Source organism: Kocuria sp. cx-455, assembly GCF_057707085.1.
Genome location: NZ_JBYIPM010000001.1, coordinates 415,270 through 435,829 on the forward strand (window position 1 = coordinate 415,270; position 20,560 = coordinate 435,829).

The 20,560-nt window shown below is 57.7% G+C and carries 9 protein-coding genes; 3 read left to right on the forward strand and 6 right to left on the reverse strand.

The window, feature by feature from the left end:
* The first annotated feature begins 59 nt into the window (after positions 1–59).
* Together AC3ENJ_RS01950 and AC3ENJ_RS01955 are read left to right on the forward strand one after the other, a co-directional pair.
* Positions 60–2,228 (forward strand): glycosyltransferase, encoded by a 2,169-nt coding sequence (locus AC3ENJ_RS01950; RefSeq protein ID WP_431812887.1) that lies wholly within the window; start codon positions 60–62, stop codon positions 2,226–2,228.
* 43 nt (positions 2,229–2,271) lie between these two features.
* Positions 2,272–7,590, forward strand: coding sequence for a heparinase II/III domain-containing protein (locus tag AC3ENJ_RS01955; protein WP_431812888.1), 5,319 nt, complete (start codon positions 2,272–2,274; stop codon positions 7,588–7,590).
* Between the two features lie 876 nt (positions 7,591–8,466).
* On the opposite strand, the gene AC3ENJ_RS01960 is transcribed toward AC3ENJ_RS01955, so the two are convergent.
* The 4 genes from AC3ENJ_RS01960 to wecB form a co-directional block, all read right to left on the reverse strand.
* Complete coding sequence (locus tag AC3ENJ_RS01960) at positions 8,467–10,035, reverse strand: asparagine synthetase B family protein (RefSeq protein WP_431812889.1); 1,569 nt, start codon at positions 10,033–10,035, stop codon at positions 8,467–8,469.
* Between the two features lie 1,865 nt (positions 10,036–11,900).
* Positions 11,901–13,877, reverse strand: coding sequence for an asparagine synthetase B family protein (locus AC3ENJ_RS01965; protein ID WP_431812890.1), 1,977 nt, complete (start codon positions 13,875–13,877; stop codon positions 11,901–11,903).
* An 82-nt stretch (positions 13,878–13,959) separates the two neighbouring features.
* Positions 13,960–15,312: a UDP-glucose dehydrogenase family protein gene (locus AC3ENJ_RS01970; protein ID WP_431812891.1), complete on the reverse strand. Its 1,353-nt coding sequence runs from the start codon at positions 15,310–15,312 to the stop codon at positions 13,960–13,962.
* Positions 15,313–15,349: 37 nt separating this feature from the next.
* A complete protein-coding gene (gene wecB, locus AC3ENJ_RS01975) occupies positions 15,350–16,498 on the reverse strand; it encodes a non-hydrolyzing UDP-N-acetylglucosamine 2-epimerase (protein WP_190807284.1) in 1,149 nt (382 codons plus the stop codon).
* 372 nt (positions 16,499–16,870) lie between these two features.
* Between wecB and AC3ENJ_RS01980 the strand changes: the two genes are divergently transcribed.
* On the forward strand, positions 16,871–17,599 hold the full coding sequence (locus AC3ENJ_RS01980) for a hypothetical protein (protein ID WP_431812892.1): 729 nt from the start codon (positions 16,871–16,873) through the stop codon (positions 17,597–17,599).
* A 9-nt stretch (positions 17,600–17,608) separates the two neighbouring features.
* On the opposite strand, the gene AC3ENJ_RS01985 is transcribed toward AC3ENJ_RS01980, so the two are convergent.
* Positions 17,609–19,303, reverse strand: a complete 1,695-nt coding sequence (locus tag AC3ENJ_RS01985; RefSeq protein ID WP_431812893.1) for an ABC1 kinase family protein — start codon at positions 19,301–19,303, stop codon at positions 17,609–17,611.
* A 17-nt stretch (positions 19,304–19,320) separates the two neighbouring features.
* Positions 19,321–20,490, reverse strand: a complete 1,170-nt coding sequence (locus tag AC3ENJ_RS01990) for a hypothetical protein (protein ID WP_431812894.1) — start codon at positions 20,488–20,490, stop codon at positions 19,321–19,323.
* Positions 20,491–20,560 lie beyond the last annotated feature (70 nt).

Here is a 20,560-nt window from a genome sequence, read left to right on the forward strand (position 1 = left end):
TAGCTCCTCATGGCCTAACCGTCGCCCAAGGCGCACTTCCGCCGGGGAAGGGTCGCGCGGTGACAGAGTCGGAACTACGGGACGCTTACACCGCCGCGCGCGCTGCACACCAGTCCGAACTGGACGCTGAGGCGCAGCGACTGCGCGACGAGGTGAATGAGCAATTCGCCGCGGCCGAGGAGCGACGGTCGCAGGGTGATACCGCCGGCGCAGCGGAGCATCTTCGCCAACTTCTGCTTGCGGATGCGCAGAACTCTCGCGGCTGGCATCTCTATGCGCTGCGTTTGTTGGAGAGCCGCAATTACGATGCGGCGATCGAAGCCCTCAAGAATACTTTGACGGTTAATCCGGGCAACCTCGATGCTCTCGAGCTGTTGAGTAGCTCATCGAGGGTGGACCGGCAGCGTTGGGTGTCTATGGATCAGGTGTTCGCTGGGCTAGCTGATGCGCTGAAGCAGCGACCGGAGTTGCACCGTCGGGCACTTGATTTCACGATTCCCTCCCGCTTGGCGGAGTGCTTGAACATTCTCAGGGCCAGCCCGGATGCGGTAACGCGTGCTGTCGTCCAACAATGGGATCTCGATGCGGAGGCGGAGTCATCCGTCGAGGCAGATCGCTCCCCGTACTACCCGCAACCCTCGTGGCTGAACCATGACGAATATTTGGTGGCGCAGCTTTTGTACAGTCTCCAACGGGGGCGACGGAGCCGCGCAATAGCACTGATGCGAATGCTGCCGGACCAGGCGATCTCCCGGTGGAGTTTGCGTCTGGCGATTCGACGGGACCTGAAGACAAATCGTCTTAAGGGGGCCCAAAGGTTGCTCACGGAGTACCGCCGTTTGGAGCCCGAGGATGGTTGGGCCAAGTCGCAGGAAATGAAGCTCAGTAAATCCACAGCGCCCACCAATTATCAGCTTGCCCGCCAGGGATTCCCCTTCCCGCATCGGCGGAAATCCGCGGCCTTCGAGCCTGTACCAGATCGAATCTTCTATCTGCTGCATAACTCGCTTCCGTATCACTCGGCCGGCTACAGCACCCGTACCCACGGGCTGCTGACGGGACTTCGCCGGCTGGGATGGGATGTGCGCGGGGTTACCCGCCTTGGATACCCGTACGACATGCCGAAGATGGCGGATCTCGGCGCCATAGATACCACTGATGTGGTGGACGGGGTTCCGTATCACCGCTTGAGTACCACACCGGGCATCGAGAAGAAGAGCCCGATCACGGACTACGTGGAGCGATACTATGGCGCGCTGGCTCCCCTCACCGAGCAGGAACGCCCATTCGTCATCCACGGAGCCTCGAACCATTGGAACGGTCTTGCCGCCGTGACAGCAGCCAACAGGCTTGGACTTCCGTCCATCTACGAAGTTCGAGGACTGTGGGAAGTCACTCGCGGCTCGCGCGACCCCGAATGGGCCAAGGGCGGCATGTATCGCTTCATGGCCCGCATGGAAGCAGACGCGGCGGCCGAAGCGACGCGTGTGCTCGCGATTACCAACGCCCTCAAGGAGGAGTTGGTGAACAGGGGAGTGGACCCGGACAAAATCACCGTGGTCCCCAATGCTGTTGACGCAGAACGGTTCACTCCCCAGTCGCGCGACACCGAACTCGAGAATTCGCTCGAGCTGGCCGGAAGAACCGTCATCGGCTACATCGGTTCGGTACTTGATTACGAGGGCCTCGGCATGTTGGTCGATGCGGCAGACGTCATGCGCACGCGCCGCCAGGATTTCGCAGTTCTAATCGTGGGCGACGGCGCCGAACTCGAAAAATTCCAGGACCTCGTGCGGGAGCGCAATCTGGAGGATTTCGTACGCTTCACGGGACGTGTGCCGCATGAGGACGTCGAACGGTATTACTCGCTCGTGGATATCGCTCCCTTCCCGCGCCTGCCCTTGCCGGTTTGCGAAATGGTCTCCCCGCTGAAGCCCTTCGAAGCGTTGGCCATGGGTAAGGCGGTAGTCGCCTCCGACGTAGCTGCCCTGGCCGAGATCATCCAGCCAGGAGTCAATGGTCTGCTTCACCGCAAGGGCGATGTCGAGGATCTCACTCGTCAACTGGAAGTCCTTTTGGACGATCCGGGCCTGCGAGAAGAGCTGGCCGAGAAGGGCCGCCGCTGGGTTCGGGAAAACCGGCAATGGTCGGACATGGCACAGATAGTTTCCAATATTTACGAAGACCTCGGTGGTCGTCGCGTAGATGGCAACCAGGAACAGGACTGAAGTGAACGACGATTCTCGGCCTCCACTCAAGGATTCGACGAACATGACCGAGTCGAATGGTGCGTCATCACTGGACATTGGTGTCGTCTCACGACAATGTGTGGGCGCGGGATTCGTTCGTACCGAAGATTTTGAGAAACGCGCGGAACAGGTCATGTCCGGTGTTCTCCGGCTGGCGCCGCATCCGAAATGGGAATCCGCTGACTTGGCCACATGGGATGCCGATCCATTCGGCTCCCGTAACTGGCAGTTTCAGCATCACGCGTTGCGGTGGTTGTCGCCTGTTCGCCACTTAGCGTCGGAAGGGCGAGAAAACGCCCGAGAGTATTGGATGGACACAGTCCGTTCTTGGATTGAGAACAATCCGACGGAAAACCCCCCATCACGGTTCTCGTGGGTGGACATGGCTGATGGGTTGCGAGCCCAAGAAATGGTTTTCGGGTGGCCCCTCGCAACTTCGGAGGCCGAACAGCAGCTGCTCCTGGATGCGCTGCACACACATGGTCAGTGGCTTGCGGACGAGGCACACCAGGCGACAGGTAACCATGCGCTTCACCAGAATGTGGGGCTGTTCGTCCTAGCGAGCTTCTTGAAACATGAGGACTGGCAACAACTGGCGATCCACCGGATAGGAGCCCTATTCGAGTCATCCTTCGACACCTCCGGTGCGAACGACGAAGGGTCCATTGATTATCACCGCATGAACTTGTCGTGGTGGCGAGGTACATGGGACAGGGTTTCTGCAGAAGGCGTGGAGGTTCCTGCTCACGTGAGCGAAACGCTGTCGAAAGCGGCTACGTTCCTTGCCCACGCCACTCGACCGGATGGAACACTGGTCCCCATAGGGGACACTCATTTGCGCCAGGTTCAAGCAAATGATTGGCCCGAACTTGAGTACGTCGCATCACGCGGTGAGTTCGGTCAGCCGCCAACCACAACTGTTGTTGCTGCTCCCAATGGATACGTATTAGGACGGTCAGGCTGGGGGACCACGGCGGACCCATTCTCTGACCAGACCCACTACAGCTTGCGCTACGGAGATCACAAGTCATCCCATCAACATGAAGACAGAGGAAGCATCACTCTTTTTTCCGGTGGGCAGGACTGGATCACTGATCCGGGATCATATCTCTACGAACCGAAAGACCCGTTCAGAAAGTATTTGAGGTCCCGAGAGTCCCACAACGTGGTTCTCGTGGATGACGTTGAGTATGGCCAATCGGATCGAGTGTGGTTGAAGGCTTGCCACATGGACGAGGTGGGCCACGACTACACGGTAGTGGACACCAACTATTCGGGTGTCGAGCTCACGAGGAGGGTCGTGTACCTTCCCCTGTTGGATCTCATGGTGGTCCTGGATCACGTGGCCGGCGACTCGAAAGTCACGTCGCGGCAGGTTTGGCATACCGAACCGGGCATCAAGCCGCGGTACCGAGATAGTGCGCTGGAACTACAGAAGAACGATGGCTCCAAATTCACGGTTCGCTGGCTGGGAAATGGCGAACGTCCGAAAGTCACGTATGGCAATGAATCCTCGGTAAAGGAATGGGTATCCCGCAAATGGGGCGACAAGACCCCTGCCGCCGGCTTCGAAGTGAGTCGAACCGCATCGTCCGCGTTCTTCGCCACGGTTCTTGGAGACTCCACGCGCGACGCATGGTCGATCTCATCCAGCCGTGCCAAATCAGAGAATACGTGGATCCGAATTCTGAGATTCGGGCGCGTATGGAACGTGGAGATCACACCAGAAGAGGTCTCAGTGAAAGAAGATACACAGTTCGACCAGTCGAGCCCTCAGAGCGAGGTAGCCGATACCGTCGGTGCCCGCATGGAGGCGGCTCTACTGAATCGCCGCATTTCTGAACTCGAACGAGAACTAGTATCCTTCAGAGCTCAGTTCGCTGAAAAAGCCACTGGGAGTCCAGTTGCTTCTCACCGGTTGCTAGAACTTGAAACGACTATGAAGTCACTTTCGAGGCATCAGAACGCTGCCACCGAGCGAGAAAGCCAACGCGTCGCTGCCTTACTTACGTCTCTACCTTGGGACATCGATACTCGTGCCATTCTGGGTGGTCTCGACGTAGCGGACGTCATTCCTCACATCAAAGACCCGCTGTACCTGCATGATCTATGGATCGCACGGGGCGATCGCGTATCTCTGAATCTTTCCGACCGACGCAAGCTGGCCAAAGACCTCTACCGACGCGGCTATCTGGCCCGAAGTTACGAGGTCATAGAGGGAATCGCTGTGACCACCCAGCGTGAGAAGGACAAGCTGACTTCGTTGGTACGTGCATCTGAGCTCGCTATGATGCGCGGTGATGTAGACCTCGCCGTACCCATTCCCGAATCCTACACAGCCGTGACTGGGCGTATTCTGCACGTTGTCGGTAAAGCAATTCCCGAAACGCAAACGGGCTACACCTTGCGGACTCACTATCTCGCGCAGGCACAGACCTCCAAGGGCTACGACGTTCATGTGATGAGGCAGGCCGGGGGAACGCCGGAGCCGCTCGACCAGAATGAAGTGGTGCTAGACGACGTCGCCTACCATTTGCCGGAAGGCCCAGCTAGGGGATCCGTTGCGTGGGACAAGTGGCTTCAATTCAATGCTATGGAGCTCTTTGATTTGGTGGAACGCGTTAGACCAAGTTTGTTGCATTGCCACTCAGACTTCATCAATCAATTAATCGCAAAACCGGTGGCTGAAGCCTTCAATATTCCGTTGGTATACGAAAGTCGAGGGTTCTGGGAAGAGTCCTGGTTGTCCCGGGTCGAGACGCAAGTCGGCCGGTCCCTCGATAGAGACTATAAGCGTTATGGTCTCCCCGAGGCGTACACGTTGCGACGCGAACGGGAAGACCAGGCTCGCCGGTCCAGTGACCACGTCACGACTCTTGCTGAGGTGATGAAGCAACACATTGTCGACCGCGGTGAAGACCCCGATAGAATTTCCGTGACGCCCAATGGCGTCCAGCCCGAAGACTTCCCGATCGTGGATCCCGATTTGCAGCTAAAAGCCGACCTGGGGATTCCACTGGAAGCACGGGTCATCGGATACATCACATCCGTCGTTGAGTACGAGGGAATTGACACTCTGATTACAGCCTTCTCCCGGATGAAGCAGCTTGGGGAAGACGCGTGGCTGCTCCTGGTTGGCGACGGCCCAGTGAGGCGGTCTCTTCAACAGCTCGCTAAGAGCCTTGGAATTTCTGATCGTGTGGTTTTCACGGGACGAGTTCCGCACGAGAAGATCCTGGGCTACTACAGCCTGATCGATTTGTTCGTAGTTCCACGAAAGAATCGAGCCGTGTGCCGGTTGGTCACGCCGCTTAAGCCTTTCGAGGCACTATGTAGCGGACGGACAGTTGTAGTCTCCAACGTGGATGCTCTCCAAGAAATTGCTGACCAGTCGCAGGCCGCGGCCACCTTCGAGGCCGGTGACGCCGAATCACTCACCACCGTGCTCCGCCGCCTTCTTGCCAATCCCTCGCGCCGTCAAGAATTCTCTGAGCGCGGATCCACTTGGGCACGCGAGCAACGGTCGTGGGCAGCTATCGCTGCTCGTTACGATGTGCCCTACGAAAAGCTCGGCGTCAAATTCTTCGATGACATGGAATCGAACCAAGCAATGATGGACATCGACCTGAAAGCAATCCGATCGGAATTGCAGAATCTTACTCGCGATGAGTCCATTCGGTACTTAAGAGTCCACTCTGGCCCGGGAAATAGTGACCCTGTACCACAGGCCACGGAGGTCATGGTTAAAGGTTGGGGCGGGTATGGGTTCGACCCAGTGTCATTCCCCGATAACCTTGACTGGCACGCATTTGACCAGGAAGACCGGACATGGCAAATGCACTTGCACGGCTGGGAGTTCATGACTCCGATCCTTGAAGCCTGGGCGGACACTGGCGAGGAACGATTTGTCAAATGGGCTGTGCATCGAGCCCTGACGTGGTTCGAGGCCTTTCCCACCATCAACTTCACCAGTATGGCCTGGTACGACATGGCTTTGTCCTATCGCTCAGTGGCTCTTCAAGCCTTGGTGCGTAGCTCCGCCGCATGCTCTTCAGTCACAGACCAGCAATTCGAACAACTAGTACGTTTAGCGATGCTTCACCGAGACGCGCATTGGCAGGAGGAATCCTTCAACGCTCGGAATAACCACGGCTATTATTCTGCGGTAAGTCAGGTGGTTTTAGCCAATTCGTTAGTCGTCCTCCCCGGCATGAGGGCTCTTCATGCACAAGGGAACGAAAGACTGCGACTCATGACCGACAGCCAGTTCCTGAGTGACGGTGGACACGCGGAACACTCACCAGATTATCACCGGCTATTGCTTCTATCTTTCGAAGGAGCGATCAAGGCTGAAGCAATTGATGATCCGGAAGTACTGACCCGGATCCGTAGGGCCGCCGACGTTCTTGGGTGGATGATTCTGCCGACCAACAAAATTCTCCAGATGGGTGATTCCCCCGAGGTATTCATGTGCGGCGATCTTAGCACCATTTCGCGTACTACTGAATGGGTGCTCAGCAAAGGAAAAAGCGGACAGCGACCAGAGAACGACAGCCTGCTGCTACCCGAAAGCGGCTACGCCTTTGTAAGAAAGCTAGCGACAGGCGAAAACTCTGAGAGTCGTTCATCCTATTTGGCTATGACGGCAGGTTTCCACTCCCGGGCACATAAACATTGCGACGATCAGAGCCTAGTGTGGTTCGAGAAGGGTCAAGAAATACTCGTTGATGGCGGTCGATACCGGTACGGTGATCTTCTTCCTCGAGATTCAGAACTCCGCTCATTAGGCTTCTATTATGCCGATCCCATGCGACAGTATATGGAGTCCAGTGCTGCTCATTCAACATTGAGTGTCGACGGAACAATGCAGGATAGACGGCGCGACCCGTATGGTTCAGGAATCTCGGATCTAGTTGCCAATGACAACGGTGCATACGTCATAAAATCCGAGGTTCCACAGACCGGCTGGGTTTCTCGCCGAGTCGTAACTTACATACCGGGTCGATCTCTAACAATTGATGACCGGATAGACGTGGAAGACGAGCTAAAGCACACATTGCATACATGGTTCCTCCTAGATGGATCGCTTCGACTCCATCAAGATGGTGGTCAAATAACCCTCAACAGCGAAGCGTGGGACGTTCCCATGACCATCCAGCGGAATGGACGCCCTACGGAGACGTTAGAAGTCGCATATAACCAAACGGATGGAGTTATTCGAGGTGTACGATCCCGCCGAGATCGAACAGTGGAACCCGCATGGTCGCTCGAATTCTGCTTAGAGTTTAGTGGTTCCGTAGAGACGCAAACAGTGTTTGCGTTCAAGCAAACCGAGCGGTGATGGGCAAATTGGAAAACGGCATGCACACTGTCTTCCTAAGTCCTTGGCCAGGCTGCACGCCTCTTGACCTAGACGCGCCATCAGTTCTAACCGAGGCGGCTGGGGATTGGTAATCGTTGCGTGTAGTCTTAAGTCTAAGGGTGTCCAGTCGTCCACGGATGATGCCGGGTCGAGGCCGACGAAACTTGCGGTCACGTACTCGAAAGCATAATTCGCCCATCAACTGTTTCCATCACTCGCTTTTCCAAAAATCGGGAGTGTAGTCGCTTCAGCGGCATGCCCTGACAGAAGTTTGGCATCAGGTGATGTTAGGTCAATTGCTTAGAAGATGCCGGAATGATCGCGGATAGGTCGATCGCAATAACATCGTAAGGCTAATTACCAGAACATTTGCGTTCGGAGTAAGCCATAGAAATGAGTACGCTGGCCGCGGTTGCCCAGGTTGAGTAGAACCTTGAGCTCCGCAGACTTATGATTTTCCAAGTGGTAACTTGAATCGAGTCGCAATCCTGGGTCGCCAAGTCACTCCTGTCATATCGAGAGATGGTGCGAAGAACCCAACTAGTCGGAAGTCAGGAGTTCTGGCCACCCGTTCATTCAAGGACCCTTGGATTCCTAGTGGCCCATGGGGGGGAATCCAGGAGAGTACCGCAAGCATCGTGGATCTATGTACAAATCCATATGTCGTTGCCGACTCTGCCCAGACGGGCACTGCTTATCCAAGGCATCGACCTGCCCCCCCCTACGAAGAATTATTTATTATCCAAAACGAGTGAGACCCCCGGCTGAATGCTGTTTAGTGACCTTTCGCCAAGCATGAATCAAAAATCTCTCTTATGGCATACCGCACCAAATTCAAAATCTGTGAGCAAACATTTAGGCCTCCAAGACCCAGTGCACAAATACGCAGTACACCAATTTCTTGGTTTCTATCGAATTCGGGTGCCCGAGTTTCCCGGAGACTTCGCATTGCTCAAGCGCGGCACGCGCGCTAATTAGGTCCTCTGGCAAGACGAAACTGCGGACACCTTTGTGAGCCAATGCGGAACGCGCATCTATTAAAAAGTCGGCCAATAAATACGGTCTGCTGTTAACAGACATCCCGGATTCCCATTCAGCCTGCGCGTAAACGTTGCCAATATTTGATAGGCATGAACTGTCCACGTGGGTAACATTCTGCAGGTTTTCAGAACTGGGGCTTTTTTTATCAAGATCATAACGGATATTGGCCAGACCCGGCATGAGGTTTTCCATAATGTCGAAGTACAATTGTCTCGTGTTCATAGCCTCCGGGTAATCTGCCATGAAATTAAGGGCTGCACTATTCAACATGGATAAAACCACCGAGCCATGAGGTCTATGGCCAAAATGGAGTCGATTTCTGAATTCTCGAAAATGAAGTTGCATTGGATCCATAGAAGGATCTTGAGCGGTTAAGGCGTCGATTGTCTCTAAGAAATCGTCGTGCCAAACGCCGTAAAGATGCGCGGGCATGGCTGATTCGTTTTCCTTCGCGAGTTTTTCAGCGCTTGCACCTGCATAAGCACTACGGTGGACCTCCCCGCCCGAGCCGTGGCAATGCATAGCGAACGGGTGGGATCCCACCTTGTGAAAGTACGGCAAGAGGTAATTCCCCATGCACGTGTCCCGCCATGAAACCGGGCGTCGTCCTTTGCGTAATCTGGCATTCTCTCTCGGTCCGGGTGAATTCAGGGAGACGTGGTAAGTTTTCGCGATTTCCTGTGCAACGTTGAAGTCGGCTTCATTATTGGCGTTGCTACGAAAGTCAATCCTATCCCAGGCGCCATCCACCCGAAGTGCAGAAGCCATAACGATTGCAAATACGGTTCTCGAATCGATGCCGCCGGACAGATCGCACTCGAGGTGGGCGCGCCCGTCTTTTAGTATCCCCACCAGTCTAGACAGCCATAATTCGAGGAATGATGACAGGCCCGCTTTGTAGGTTTGAGGACGAGCCGCGCGTTGAACTGGACGAGTTTGAATTTTATCTCGGTGTAGTAACACTACATCGCTGGAGGAAACGAGACGCACACCTTCGAAAATTGTGCGAAAAGATGACATCTGGGAAGTGAGGCGTTTATTTACGGCCAGCCCCGCCAATTGCGGATAATTGGGGCGAAGCCGCACGCCGTGCTCTCTGAGATGGTCTACAAGTGTAGCTAGAGAGCTTGAAATAGCCCAAACACCCCCCTCCTCATATACAAAAAGTTTAGCCATGCCTAGCGCATCTACGCCAAATTCCCACGTATTTCCCACTGGGCGAACCGTCACATAGCAGCCGTCGTGACCTGGGCCGATAGCCTCACCAGTATTGTCGTACCGTGCATGAGCCCCCCGAGGCCCATAGACATAGTCGGCATTTACGAAACAGTAACCTTGGAAGTCATGCATCGGCGCGTGGGTGAATGATGAGTACAAAATCACGATAAAACGAAACTTCCTTGGATGCGGATTGACCTAGCTGAATGTCAGTAAGTCTACAGGCATTACATTGGTTTCACAGGCCGTAGGCGATCGAGTTTGCAGGAGTTTCCTGGAGGTCCGGCGCAGTGTGACAATAGCCATACTGGTCTCGCCTGCTCATGAAGAATAAGTGTCAAGTCTGACAGTCAAGAAGTCCGCAACAGTTCCTAGGCCAACCATTTTTCGGCTGACCTGGGCGGCATCAGTCTAGTCAACGGCCATATTTTAGCAGCTATCAACCGATTGAACCTCCGCGGCCAGGTGATGATTTCGAACTGAGTTATTCTGATCAATCGCAGCGTCCGATGTGAGACAGCCAAGAAAGCACGTTATGGATTGCGATCCGTCACTGCGCTCAATGGCTGGCAAGATACCGCTCCATAATTTTGCGGGTGCGGCACACTTGTACTCACGTGCTATTAATAACGACTTCTGGCGATTTGACCCTTCCCAGGCAAGCGGCGGCGTGCGCAACCTTTACGGATTCCGTGGTGCTTTGGACGTTGAAAACAGATGGGGTCCACAGGATATGCATGCCAGGGGAGTCCTCCTGGCTGGTGGATTCCTGCGACGATGCAAGCTTGATGTTGTTGCCTAGGTCGAGCCACACTTCGAATTAAACAATGCAACGGGCTGAACGTGCGAATACTAACCTCCGCAGCCTCAAAAGCGGGATACCCAGTCCAAATCAGCTGGCCGGGCAGAGACCAGGCGCCTCTCAGTCGCAAGGGGTCACCCGCGCAGAAGCGCCTGTGACCTCTGCGCTTGCGCGTTCGAGCTGGAATAGTGCACTTTAGTCACTGTCGGATTAATTGCGATTAGAGAACCCTTTCAGCCGGTAAGGTCCGTGTAGAGGCTCCTTGAATTAGCACTTGCAGACGTCACGCTTGGCGGTTACCCAGTAATCGTCTCTACAAATTCAGATTATCGTGCGTTGAGTATATCCACTGTGCGTTCCCGCGATAATGGGTTATGGCCAAGATTTTCATCGTGATAACAATGCAATGAGAAATTGGCAGCAATAGTGGGGTGCCTGTTCAACATATCAATCCACACTGGTAGTTGGACAGTGCGGTCGTATTCGCTGGCCAAGTTGAGCCAGTATTGTACGGTGCGCGCGGAGTCCCTACGGGTCAAGGCGTATAGTGCATTTGCTCGGTGGGGCCACTTGTTTCGAACCTCCGCGGCTGTCCGACCCGAGAACCTTTTGTCTAGCACTTCTCGAACTTGCGGTGCATACCAACGCGTCCAGTCAAACTGAGCGTTGTTCACGATGGCGATTGCCTTAGGGTCGTATACGAGACAACTGAGCGCGCCGAAGCCACCTGCTGACGAGCCGTAATAGATTCTGGCGCTTCCGCTCTTTACGCCCAACAGGTGCGAAATTGGTCTAATGGCCTTTGCCAGCGTATGGCCTATCCATGACGGTGGAGTGGACTGCATCCAGTTCAACGACAGCGCTTCGTGTCCCACCGTGCCAGGATCACACACGTAAATCTGGTGACTGTCGATGTCTTGCCACCAGCTCGAGCGTTGAAAGATGGGATTCCCTTGTGACCGCTTCAGGTCCATCGCCCCGTTGTTGAGCACCGTGAGTCTGTCTGCATGCTCTCGTTTTACAACAAGAAGCGGGATCGTGACGTCAGGGGTTGCGACGTCTACTCGAAGAGGTTGTTCTACCGGAAAATCCTCAGCGGTCATGGTGCGTAGGCCGTCCAAGGATGTCCGGAGAGCCGTGTTTTCTTCTTCGAGCCAATTCATGGTGATGCGTTACCTGTACTAGTTCCAAATTGAAGGATTTGTAGGCGCGGTTTGGTTGGGGCCGATTAGGGGACCCTTTCACTGACGATGTCAGCTATAACCGTTACTTGGCCCTGTACCGGTCTCTGTTGAGCTATGGACGATGTAATGGTCGCTCGGCTGGCTCGTTCCCACGAAGTTTTGCCCTGCTGGTCTCGAAGTGCAACCTCCCGAACGGTTACGCCCATGCCCACTCGGAGATTCTGCACGGACACGTGCACCGGTCTGTGCCGATCTGCTCCGTCCCACCGAAATTTCGACTCGTCATCCACGAGAACTTCGAACGCCCAGGTGCCCTGGGCTTGGGGGTTTGAGTAGGGGTTAGTGACCGTGAAAGTGAGGTCCCCTTCAATTTCTGAGGGTACGAACGACCTGGCCACGGAACACCCGGGGCGGAAGTGCTCAGCCGGGATTTTGATTTCTCCAGCCGGTAGTTTCATCTCCGTCTGTGTTCCATCCTCAAGAGTTAGAACCGCGTCAGGTTGGAGCCCGTGTACGGTCTCTGAGTCGTGAAGTTTGTCGCGTTCCGTGTTCGACACGCCGGCATCTCGATCACGAATTTGTTCATAAAGGTTTCGGAGATCGTTCTTGCCGGGGAAGTTTAGAAGGGGATACGCGTCGTTTACTAACTCAGATTGAAATAGTTTGTTTCTTTTTTCGGCGTAGGTAAATGATGTAGCGATCTCAAGAATTTTACGCACATTGGTTGGCTCCAGCGAGTTGAACGCAATGTCGGTTTCGTTGTAGATTTCGCTTGCCCATCTACCTAGCCGCAGTTCCCAGAAAAGGAGTTCGGAACGGTGGTAATCGAACTGGCGGCCAGAGTATTCCCAGAGTTCTATCCCATCGAAAAATTGTTTTTCTCGTGATGCTGGGGTTTCGTGTGGCTGGTCGTTCTTGGTCAATCTAAAATATTGTTTTCTTAGATCATCCAACGTATCTTTGTTATTAAGCGGCAGCCAAGCCAACTTATATACTCCGTATGCGTTACCCCGTATGTGTAGTGAGTTCTCGTGACCGGAAGACTGCAAATAGTATGGCAACAACCAACGGCCATGTGTGCCAATGGTGTTTTTCGCGAGAGTCGACTTGAGGTGTTCGTCAAGATCTGCTCTCTTTTCCGGCTCCACAATGTATTTGTGGTTGAGAGCAATGCAGCTTTTAATTTGGTCAACAATTTTTTTGTCGAGCTTGAGACTTGCTTCCCTTGGGGAGTTTGCTGGTTTAGCTGTCGTGTAGGTGAACGTCTCTATCGAGTGCACATGCTCAGCTAGCAAGGCCAGGGTTGTACGGCTGTCGTTACCCCCGGTCACGGACATGACAAGGTCTGGGCCGATTTCCATGAGCGATTCCCACTGCCGGTCCCATAATGTTCGTAAAGCGTCGATTCGTTCTTGGATACTTAAGCGACGGAATCTGTTGATCTCACGGGGAAAGAAGCGCTTGATGTCGAACCGCGGCACGGTGAGGGAATGATTGGGAAGAAGGGCATCGATGCCCAAATAAGGAGTTCGCTCCCAGGCCCGCATGAAGGCGTTCAGCCCTTGCTCCGGTGTTCTCTTTTGATGAGATGACAATTCATTCAACAAATTGGCGTGCGAAGTTAAAATTTCTGCGCTCGTGGAGAAATACACCGATCGCATACCTATTGCATCCTGATAGAGCGAGAAGCCGTCTTTGTTTCCCAGGAGGACAATATGCCGGCCACCCAGCACGTCCAGCATGTCCAGGAACTCGGGGTCGCCGAGTGCCGCGGCTTCCGCCAGTCGCTCGGCGGGGCTCATTTTCCGCTGATCGGGTCCGGCGTACAGGCACATCCCGTGTACCAGTACCCACCGATTGTCGTCTTCAACGGGCAGCAGCTCCGGCGTCTCCAGATGATCATGCGCAAAGGCCCACTTGGAGTCTCCGAGAGACACAGTGGTCCAATCTTCCGGCAGTGCGAGAGATGAGTCCCTGCGGAAAATCACGAACCCCCGGGGGTAGGGGTGAAGTGCGACCACGGAAAACCTTCCGATCGGGGATAGGGGGGAGGGTGCTAGCCGTGGCACACGGTTGGGGGAGCGCGTACCACCGCCTCGAATTCTATTTCTTAATCGACCGCCCGGACGCCATGTACTTCCAACCCGCGTTGGTCCACTGGTCCGGATCCAACACGTTGCGTCCGTCCACAATGGTGCGCTCACGCACCAGGGGCTCCAGCTGTTCGGGGGTCAGCTCGCGGAACTCCTTCCACTCGGTCAGTAGCAGCACCATTTCGGCGCGTGCCACGGCCTGTTCGATCCGGTCCACATAGTCCAGGCGGGGGTAACGCTTGGCCGCGTTGGCATTGGCCTTGGGGTCGTAGACGTGGACCTCGGCGCCCATGGAGTGCAGGCGCGCGGCGATGTCCAGCGCGGGGGAGTCGCGGACATCGTCTGATTCGGGCTTGAACGCGGCGCCGAGCACGGCAATGTCTCGGCCGTGCACGGAACCGCCGAGCTGCTGAACGGCCAGCTGCACGGTGTGCTCGCGGCGTCGCAGGTTGATGTCGTCCACCTCGGCCAGGAACCGGACGGACTGGTCCACGCCCAACTCGGCAGCACGAGCGCGAAGCGCACGGATGTCCTTGGGGAGGCAACCGCCACCAAAGCCCACGCCGGCGTTGAGAAATTTCCGCCCGATACGCTCGTCCAGGCCAATGGCATCTGCCAGGGTGCGGATGTCGCCCCCCACGGTCTCGGTGATTTCGGACAGCGCGTTGATGAACGAGATCTTGGTCGCCAGGAAGCTGTTGGCGGCCACCTTGACCAGCTCAGCGGTCTGGTAATCGGTGACGATCAGCGGAATGTCCGCCGCAAGCTGTGAGGCGTAGACCTCCCGCAACACTTTTTCGGCCGCGAGCGCTTCCTCCGTGTACTGGCCGTTGGCATCGGTTTCCAGGCCCAGCACCATGCGATCCGGGGTCAGCGTGTCCTCCACGGCGTGGCCCTCGCGCAGGAACTCGGGGTTCCAGACCAGGGTGACCCGAACGCCGTCGGCGGCATTCTCGCGGGCGAGCTCTTGCAGGCGAGCGGCCGAACCCACCGGAACCGTGGACTTGCCCACAATGATGCAGTCGCGATCCGCGGCGCGAGCGATCTGAGTGACCGCCGCATCCACGTAGCGCATGTCCGCCGCGTGGCTCTCGGCCTTCTGCGGGGTGCCCACCCCAATGAAGTGGACGTCACCGAACGGGACGGCCTGCTCGTAAGAGGTGGTGAAACGCAGCTTGCCCGTGCCAATGTGCTGGGTCAGCAGCTCCGGGAGACCGGGCTCATGAAACGGTACTTCACCGGATGACAGGGCATCGATCTTGGCCTGATCCACGTCCAGACCGATCACCTCGTGACCCAACTCCGCCATGGAGACCGCGTGAGTTGCACCCAGGTACCCCGTGCCAATGACCGTCAGTTTCATGCATGCCCCCTTTTAACGAGACGTACCGGTGAACTGGTTAGACCTGAGAATCGAAATCCGGGATCCGCTCGCCCACGCCGAACATCTGCGCGATCGCGGCCACCGTGCGGGCGCCGGCCTTGCCGTCACCGTAAGGGTTCACGGCGTTGGCCATGGCGTCATAAATGGCCTGGTTGTTGAGCAGGCTGTCCACCTCTTCGACAATGCGTTCCTCGTCCGTGCCGATCAGTTTCACGGTGCCGGCGGTGACGGCCTCCGGGCGCTCGGTGTTCTCGCGCATCACCAGAACGGGCTTACCCAGGGACGGGGCTTCCTCCTGGACTCCGCCGGAGTCGGTGAGCACCAGGTGCGCCACGGAGAGCATGCGCGTGAATTCGCCGTAGGCCATGGGCTCGGTGACCACCACGTTGGGCAGGTTCTCAATCGCGGGTAGCACGGCCTCGCGCACGGCCGGGTTGCGGTGGACGGGCAACACAATGGTGAGGTCCGGTTCGGCCGCGGCAATGCGTGCCAGTGCGCGTCCGACGCCGCGCATGGCCTCACCCTGGTTCTCCCGGCGGTGGGTGGTTACCAACAGCACGCGCTTGCCGGACTGGGCGATCTCCTCCAACTGGGGATCTGAGAAGGGCAGCTGCTTGTCCACGGTGTGCAGCAGGGCGTCGATCACGGTGTTGCCGGAGACCACGATGTCCTCGGGAGTGATGGCCTCACGCAGCAGGTTGTCCTGGGAGGTGGAGGTGGGCGCCAGGTGCAGGGAGGCAATCTGCGAGGTCAGCTTGCGGTTGGCTTCCTCCGGGAAGGGGGAGAACAGGTCGAAGGAACGCAGACCTGCCTCGGCGTGGATGACCGGGATGCCGCGGTAGAACGCGGCAATGGCGCCGGCGGTGGAGGTGGTGGTGTCACCCTGGACCACCACGGCGTCCGGGGCGTTCTCCGCGAAAATCTTGTCCAGGCCGTCCACGGTGCGGGTCAACACGCCGTTGAGGGTCTGACGGGGCTGGATGATGTTGAGATCGTGATCCGGGGTGATATCGAAAATGTCGTTGACTTGATCCAGCATTTCGCGGTGCTGGCCGGTCACGGTCACCACACAATTGAACAGGGGGTTTTCCTGAAGTGCTTTCACGATGGGGGCCATCTTGATGGCTTCAGGACGAGTGCCGTAGATCGGCATGATCGTGTGCATGAATAATCCTCTTCCAGGCGCATACGTGACCTCGGCGGCGCACTGGGGGGACTGGCCCGAGGGGGGTGGACCACAGCAACACCGCTGTCGGGGACGCGAGATTCGTTGTCAGTCTAGGACAAATACTCTTGTCACGCCGGATCTGAAGATCATGGCGCGGAGGCTCACACCACCCGCCGTGGTGATGTAATGTTGTTGCGAATCCATGTAACACCTCACTCGCTGGGCACACGGAAGTCCCACGGCGATGAGACAAAGCGTGCCACGGGTTCTAGGAGTGGATCGGCATTATCCGTGGCCGGTTCAATTTGGGGAGATCATCTAGCTGCGGGCGCAGCGCTTAGGAGACAATAGAAAGCAGCGAAAAGTAGCGTGCCTTTCAAGAAAAACGGCTGGCGTAAGCCCACTGCCGTGCAGCATTCCACCCTCCTCACGTGCTACAACGATCGAGGGCAGCAGGTTCCCGTCCCCTCATCCGTTCTCAGCGTGGCCTTCACGGGGTTCCAGCACATGTCCCGGGGGATTTTCGGCTCCGGGCCGGAAGAATTCGATCTGGACCTGCTCGATGTCACATTCATGCAGGTGGGCCCGTCCTCCTTCGACTTCCGGTTCGATATTCGCCGCCCGGACCTGGGCAAAATGGCCCTCTTGGGCGCTTCTGGCGCGCTCCGAGAGGCCTACCCGATGTTGGCCCGGGCCATGACCGTGATCGGTACGATCGGCGAGGCGACCATGCTCATCGCCGCGCATCCCGGGTGCGAGCTGCGGCGGGTTGAGACCCACTACGGCCCGGATGTCGAAGTCCTGGTTGACAGTAAGCCTCGGCTCATTTTTCCCGCCCAGTTCCTGGACCTGGTGCGGGACCCTGCCATTCAAGCCGCGTGGCGCGCGGGACTCAGCCCCCTGAGCAACCCGAACTTCGCCTACGTGACCGCGCGCGGTGAGATCCACAAAGTTCAAGGCCTGGCCAACCAGGTCATCATCTGTAACGAGCATTTGCGCGACTTCATCAGCGGAGACCCGCTCCAACCCATGTCCTTTGAACCCACCATCCCCGCTTTGAGCCAGGCAGAGCAGGAGTGGGGAACCCCACCCGAATAGTCCGCCGAGTCAGGACAGGCCGCGCGGCCGCTGACCCCGGAGGGTGCGCACAATCTTGCGGGCGCGGTCCACGTTGGAGGACACGGCCAAGTAGCCACCCAGCACACCCACCGTGGACATGCCACCCACGATCATGGGCGTGTGGTACTTCTTCCACCGCTCCGGATCCGAGGCCAGGATGTGAGCGGTGCCGTTGATGGACGCGGCGATGATGCCACCGGCCACCACGTGGTGGCCGATCTTGGCGCCGCTCTTCATGACCGGCTCCAACTCGTCGGTGCGCAGGTGAACGTCAAAGCCGCCGCGTTCGAGCACCACGATGAGCCGGCGCACGTACTCGGGGATGTCCACGCTCATTTGCATGGCATCCTCCAGTGAACTGCGCAGCCGGGCCAGCAACGCATCCGGTGACAGCCGGTGCAGGATGAAGCGTTCCGCGTAGGGCTGCAGCACGGACACCAGGTCGAAGTGCGGGTCCAGGCCGGTGCCCATGGACTCCGCGGTGACCAGCATGCGCAGCAGCAGCGCGGACTGCCGGGGCAGTTGCAACTTGTGATAGCGCAGCACGTGCACCAGGTCGCCCATGAGCTCGCCCACGCGTACTTCTTCCAGTGGCTTGTTGGCGTAGCGGCGCATCATCACGGCCACGTCCCGTTCGAGGTCCCGCTTGGAGACATCGTGCTCACCGGTGGCGGTCAGGCCCAACAGGCCCGTGGTGGCACGGCGGGCATTGCTCTGGACCACCCCCAGCATCAGGGTGATCAGGTGATCGCGGAATTCCTCGCTAAGGTGGCCGACCATGCCGAAGTCGATGATGGCGATGCGCCCGTCCGGTTCCACGAACAGGTTGCCCGGGTGCGGGTCCGCGTGGAAGAAACCGTCCTCGAACACCATTTTGCAAATGGCGTCCGTGGCCTCCCGCGCCAGCAGGTGGCGATCCACGCCGGCGTCCTCCAGGGCCGGGTAGTTGTTGATCTTGACGCCGAACATCCGTTCCATGGTCAGCACACGGGACGAGGTGGCCTCCCAGTAAATCTCCGGGATGTGGATGCGCGGGTGGCCGGTGAAGTTCTCGGACATCCGCTGGGCGTTGCGGGCCTCCTGAAGGTAGTCCAGTTCCCCGCGCAGTGAGTCGTTGAACTCGTGGACCAGCCCTTCCAGGTCGTAGTCGCGGGCGGCGGCCCAGTAGCGTGAGGCCAGCTTGGCCAGATCGCTCATGATTTCCAGGTCGCGGTTGACCTCGTCCATCACGCCGGGGCGGCGGACCTTCACGATGACCTCGTGACCGCGGTAGGTCGCGGCGTGTGCTTGCCCGATGGAGCCGGTGGCAATGGGTGTGGGGTCGATATCGGCCAGGATTTCTTCCGCCTGAGAATCCGGTTCGGCCTCGATCAGCGCCCTGATCTGGTCCACGGGCACCGGAGGGGTGTTGTCCTGGAGCTTGTGCAGTTCATCCTCGTAGCCGGGTGGCAGCAGATCCGGGCGCGTGGACACCAACTGACCCAGCTTGATGAACGTGGGCCCCAGTTCCTCCAACGCCATGCGCAGGTGTTCGGGTTGGGAGTGGAAGCTTTGGGTCTTGAACAGGCGAGCGCGAGCCAGCGGAGCGCGCCATTCGGGTTTGATACCCCCCACGGCAAACCCAAAACCATGCCTCGAGAGCACCTCGATGATCTGGATGAACCGTTCGCGGCGAGAAATCATGGAGAGGTAACTGTCCCTTACAAGGTCCGGTTGAGGTAGAAAGCCATGAACCCGGTGGCCACGGCCACAATGATGAACAGGGTGGTCGCCAGCGGTTCGAACGGGATCAGGATCACGGCGCCCACCACCAGGATCACGGTCAATAGCGCCAGTGCCAGGACGGTGGTCCTGGCGCCCTTGGGGGCGTTCCGGCGCCCCTCGGCCGGCGGCCGGTCACCGATGGCTAGGGGATCGGCGTCAACCCGAGAGCTGCCCGCGGCGGGGCGCGAAGCGGCGGCGTCGGCGGGCCCGTTGGGGTGGGCGGCGGTGTAGCCCTTGCGCCATTTCTTGGAATTGCGGCCGCGGTCGGTCTCGACCGGAATGTAGGCCGGGGGCACCTCGTAGGTTTCGGCCTCCGCCACGAGCTCCGGAACGTCGTTGGGCAGTTCCTCGTACCACTGCTCCGGTACTTCCGTGGCGCGGGCGGCCTGCAGCGTCATGGACACCTCGAACGCGGAGCCGCGAATGGTGCCCCACGCGGCGGTGAGCAGGTTGTGGTCGAAGGCGTGTTTGATGATGGGGATGAACTGCTGCGACATCTGCGTGGACAACCGGCCCACCTGCTTGCGTTCGTAGAGCACGTCCACGGTGTCCACGGTCATCCCGTGGGAGTTGCGGACCTTGTTCGTCTCCAGGGTGACGATCACGCGGCCCTCACCGCCGGCGGGCACGATCGAATGCAGGTACTCGGCAAAGTCCTGCTCGTCCAGCACCTTGATAGATGATCCCTGGGGCAGCACGGCGGCCTGGATGGGCGCGGTGTTGATGGGGAACAGCATGTCCGGGGGAGCAATCGAGATCACGGCACTCGCGTCCACTTCCGCCAGGCCGTCGTTGCGTTCCAGTCGTGCGTCCAGTTTCAGCGGCACCACCGGGATGTAGCCGGAGGCCACCACGCGCGCAATCGGGTCCCAGTAGCGGTGGGCGTCCTGAGCGGGCAGGTGAGCCACCTTGTTCTCACCGATCCGCACCGAAATGGTGCGTGGATCGAACGGATGGTCCGGTTCCGGTACCAGCGCGGCCAGTCCCGTCCACGTCTGCGAACGACCAAGTGACAACCCTCCGAACACTCGCATGATCTCGGTGTCGTAAAAGTTCTCGGTGACAACGTCCAAGGACCCTCGGTCGTTGAGCGCGTAATCGGTCATGGTCTCCCTCGCTGTAGCGGCAGCGCCTATCGCTCCCACCTTCTCACGGAATGCTTTCGTTTCACCGGCA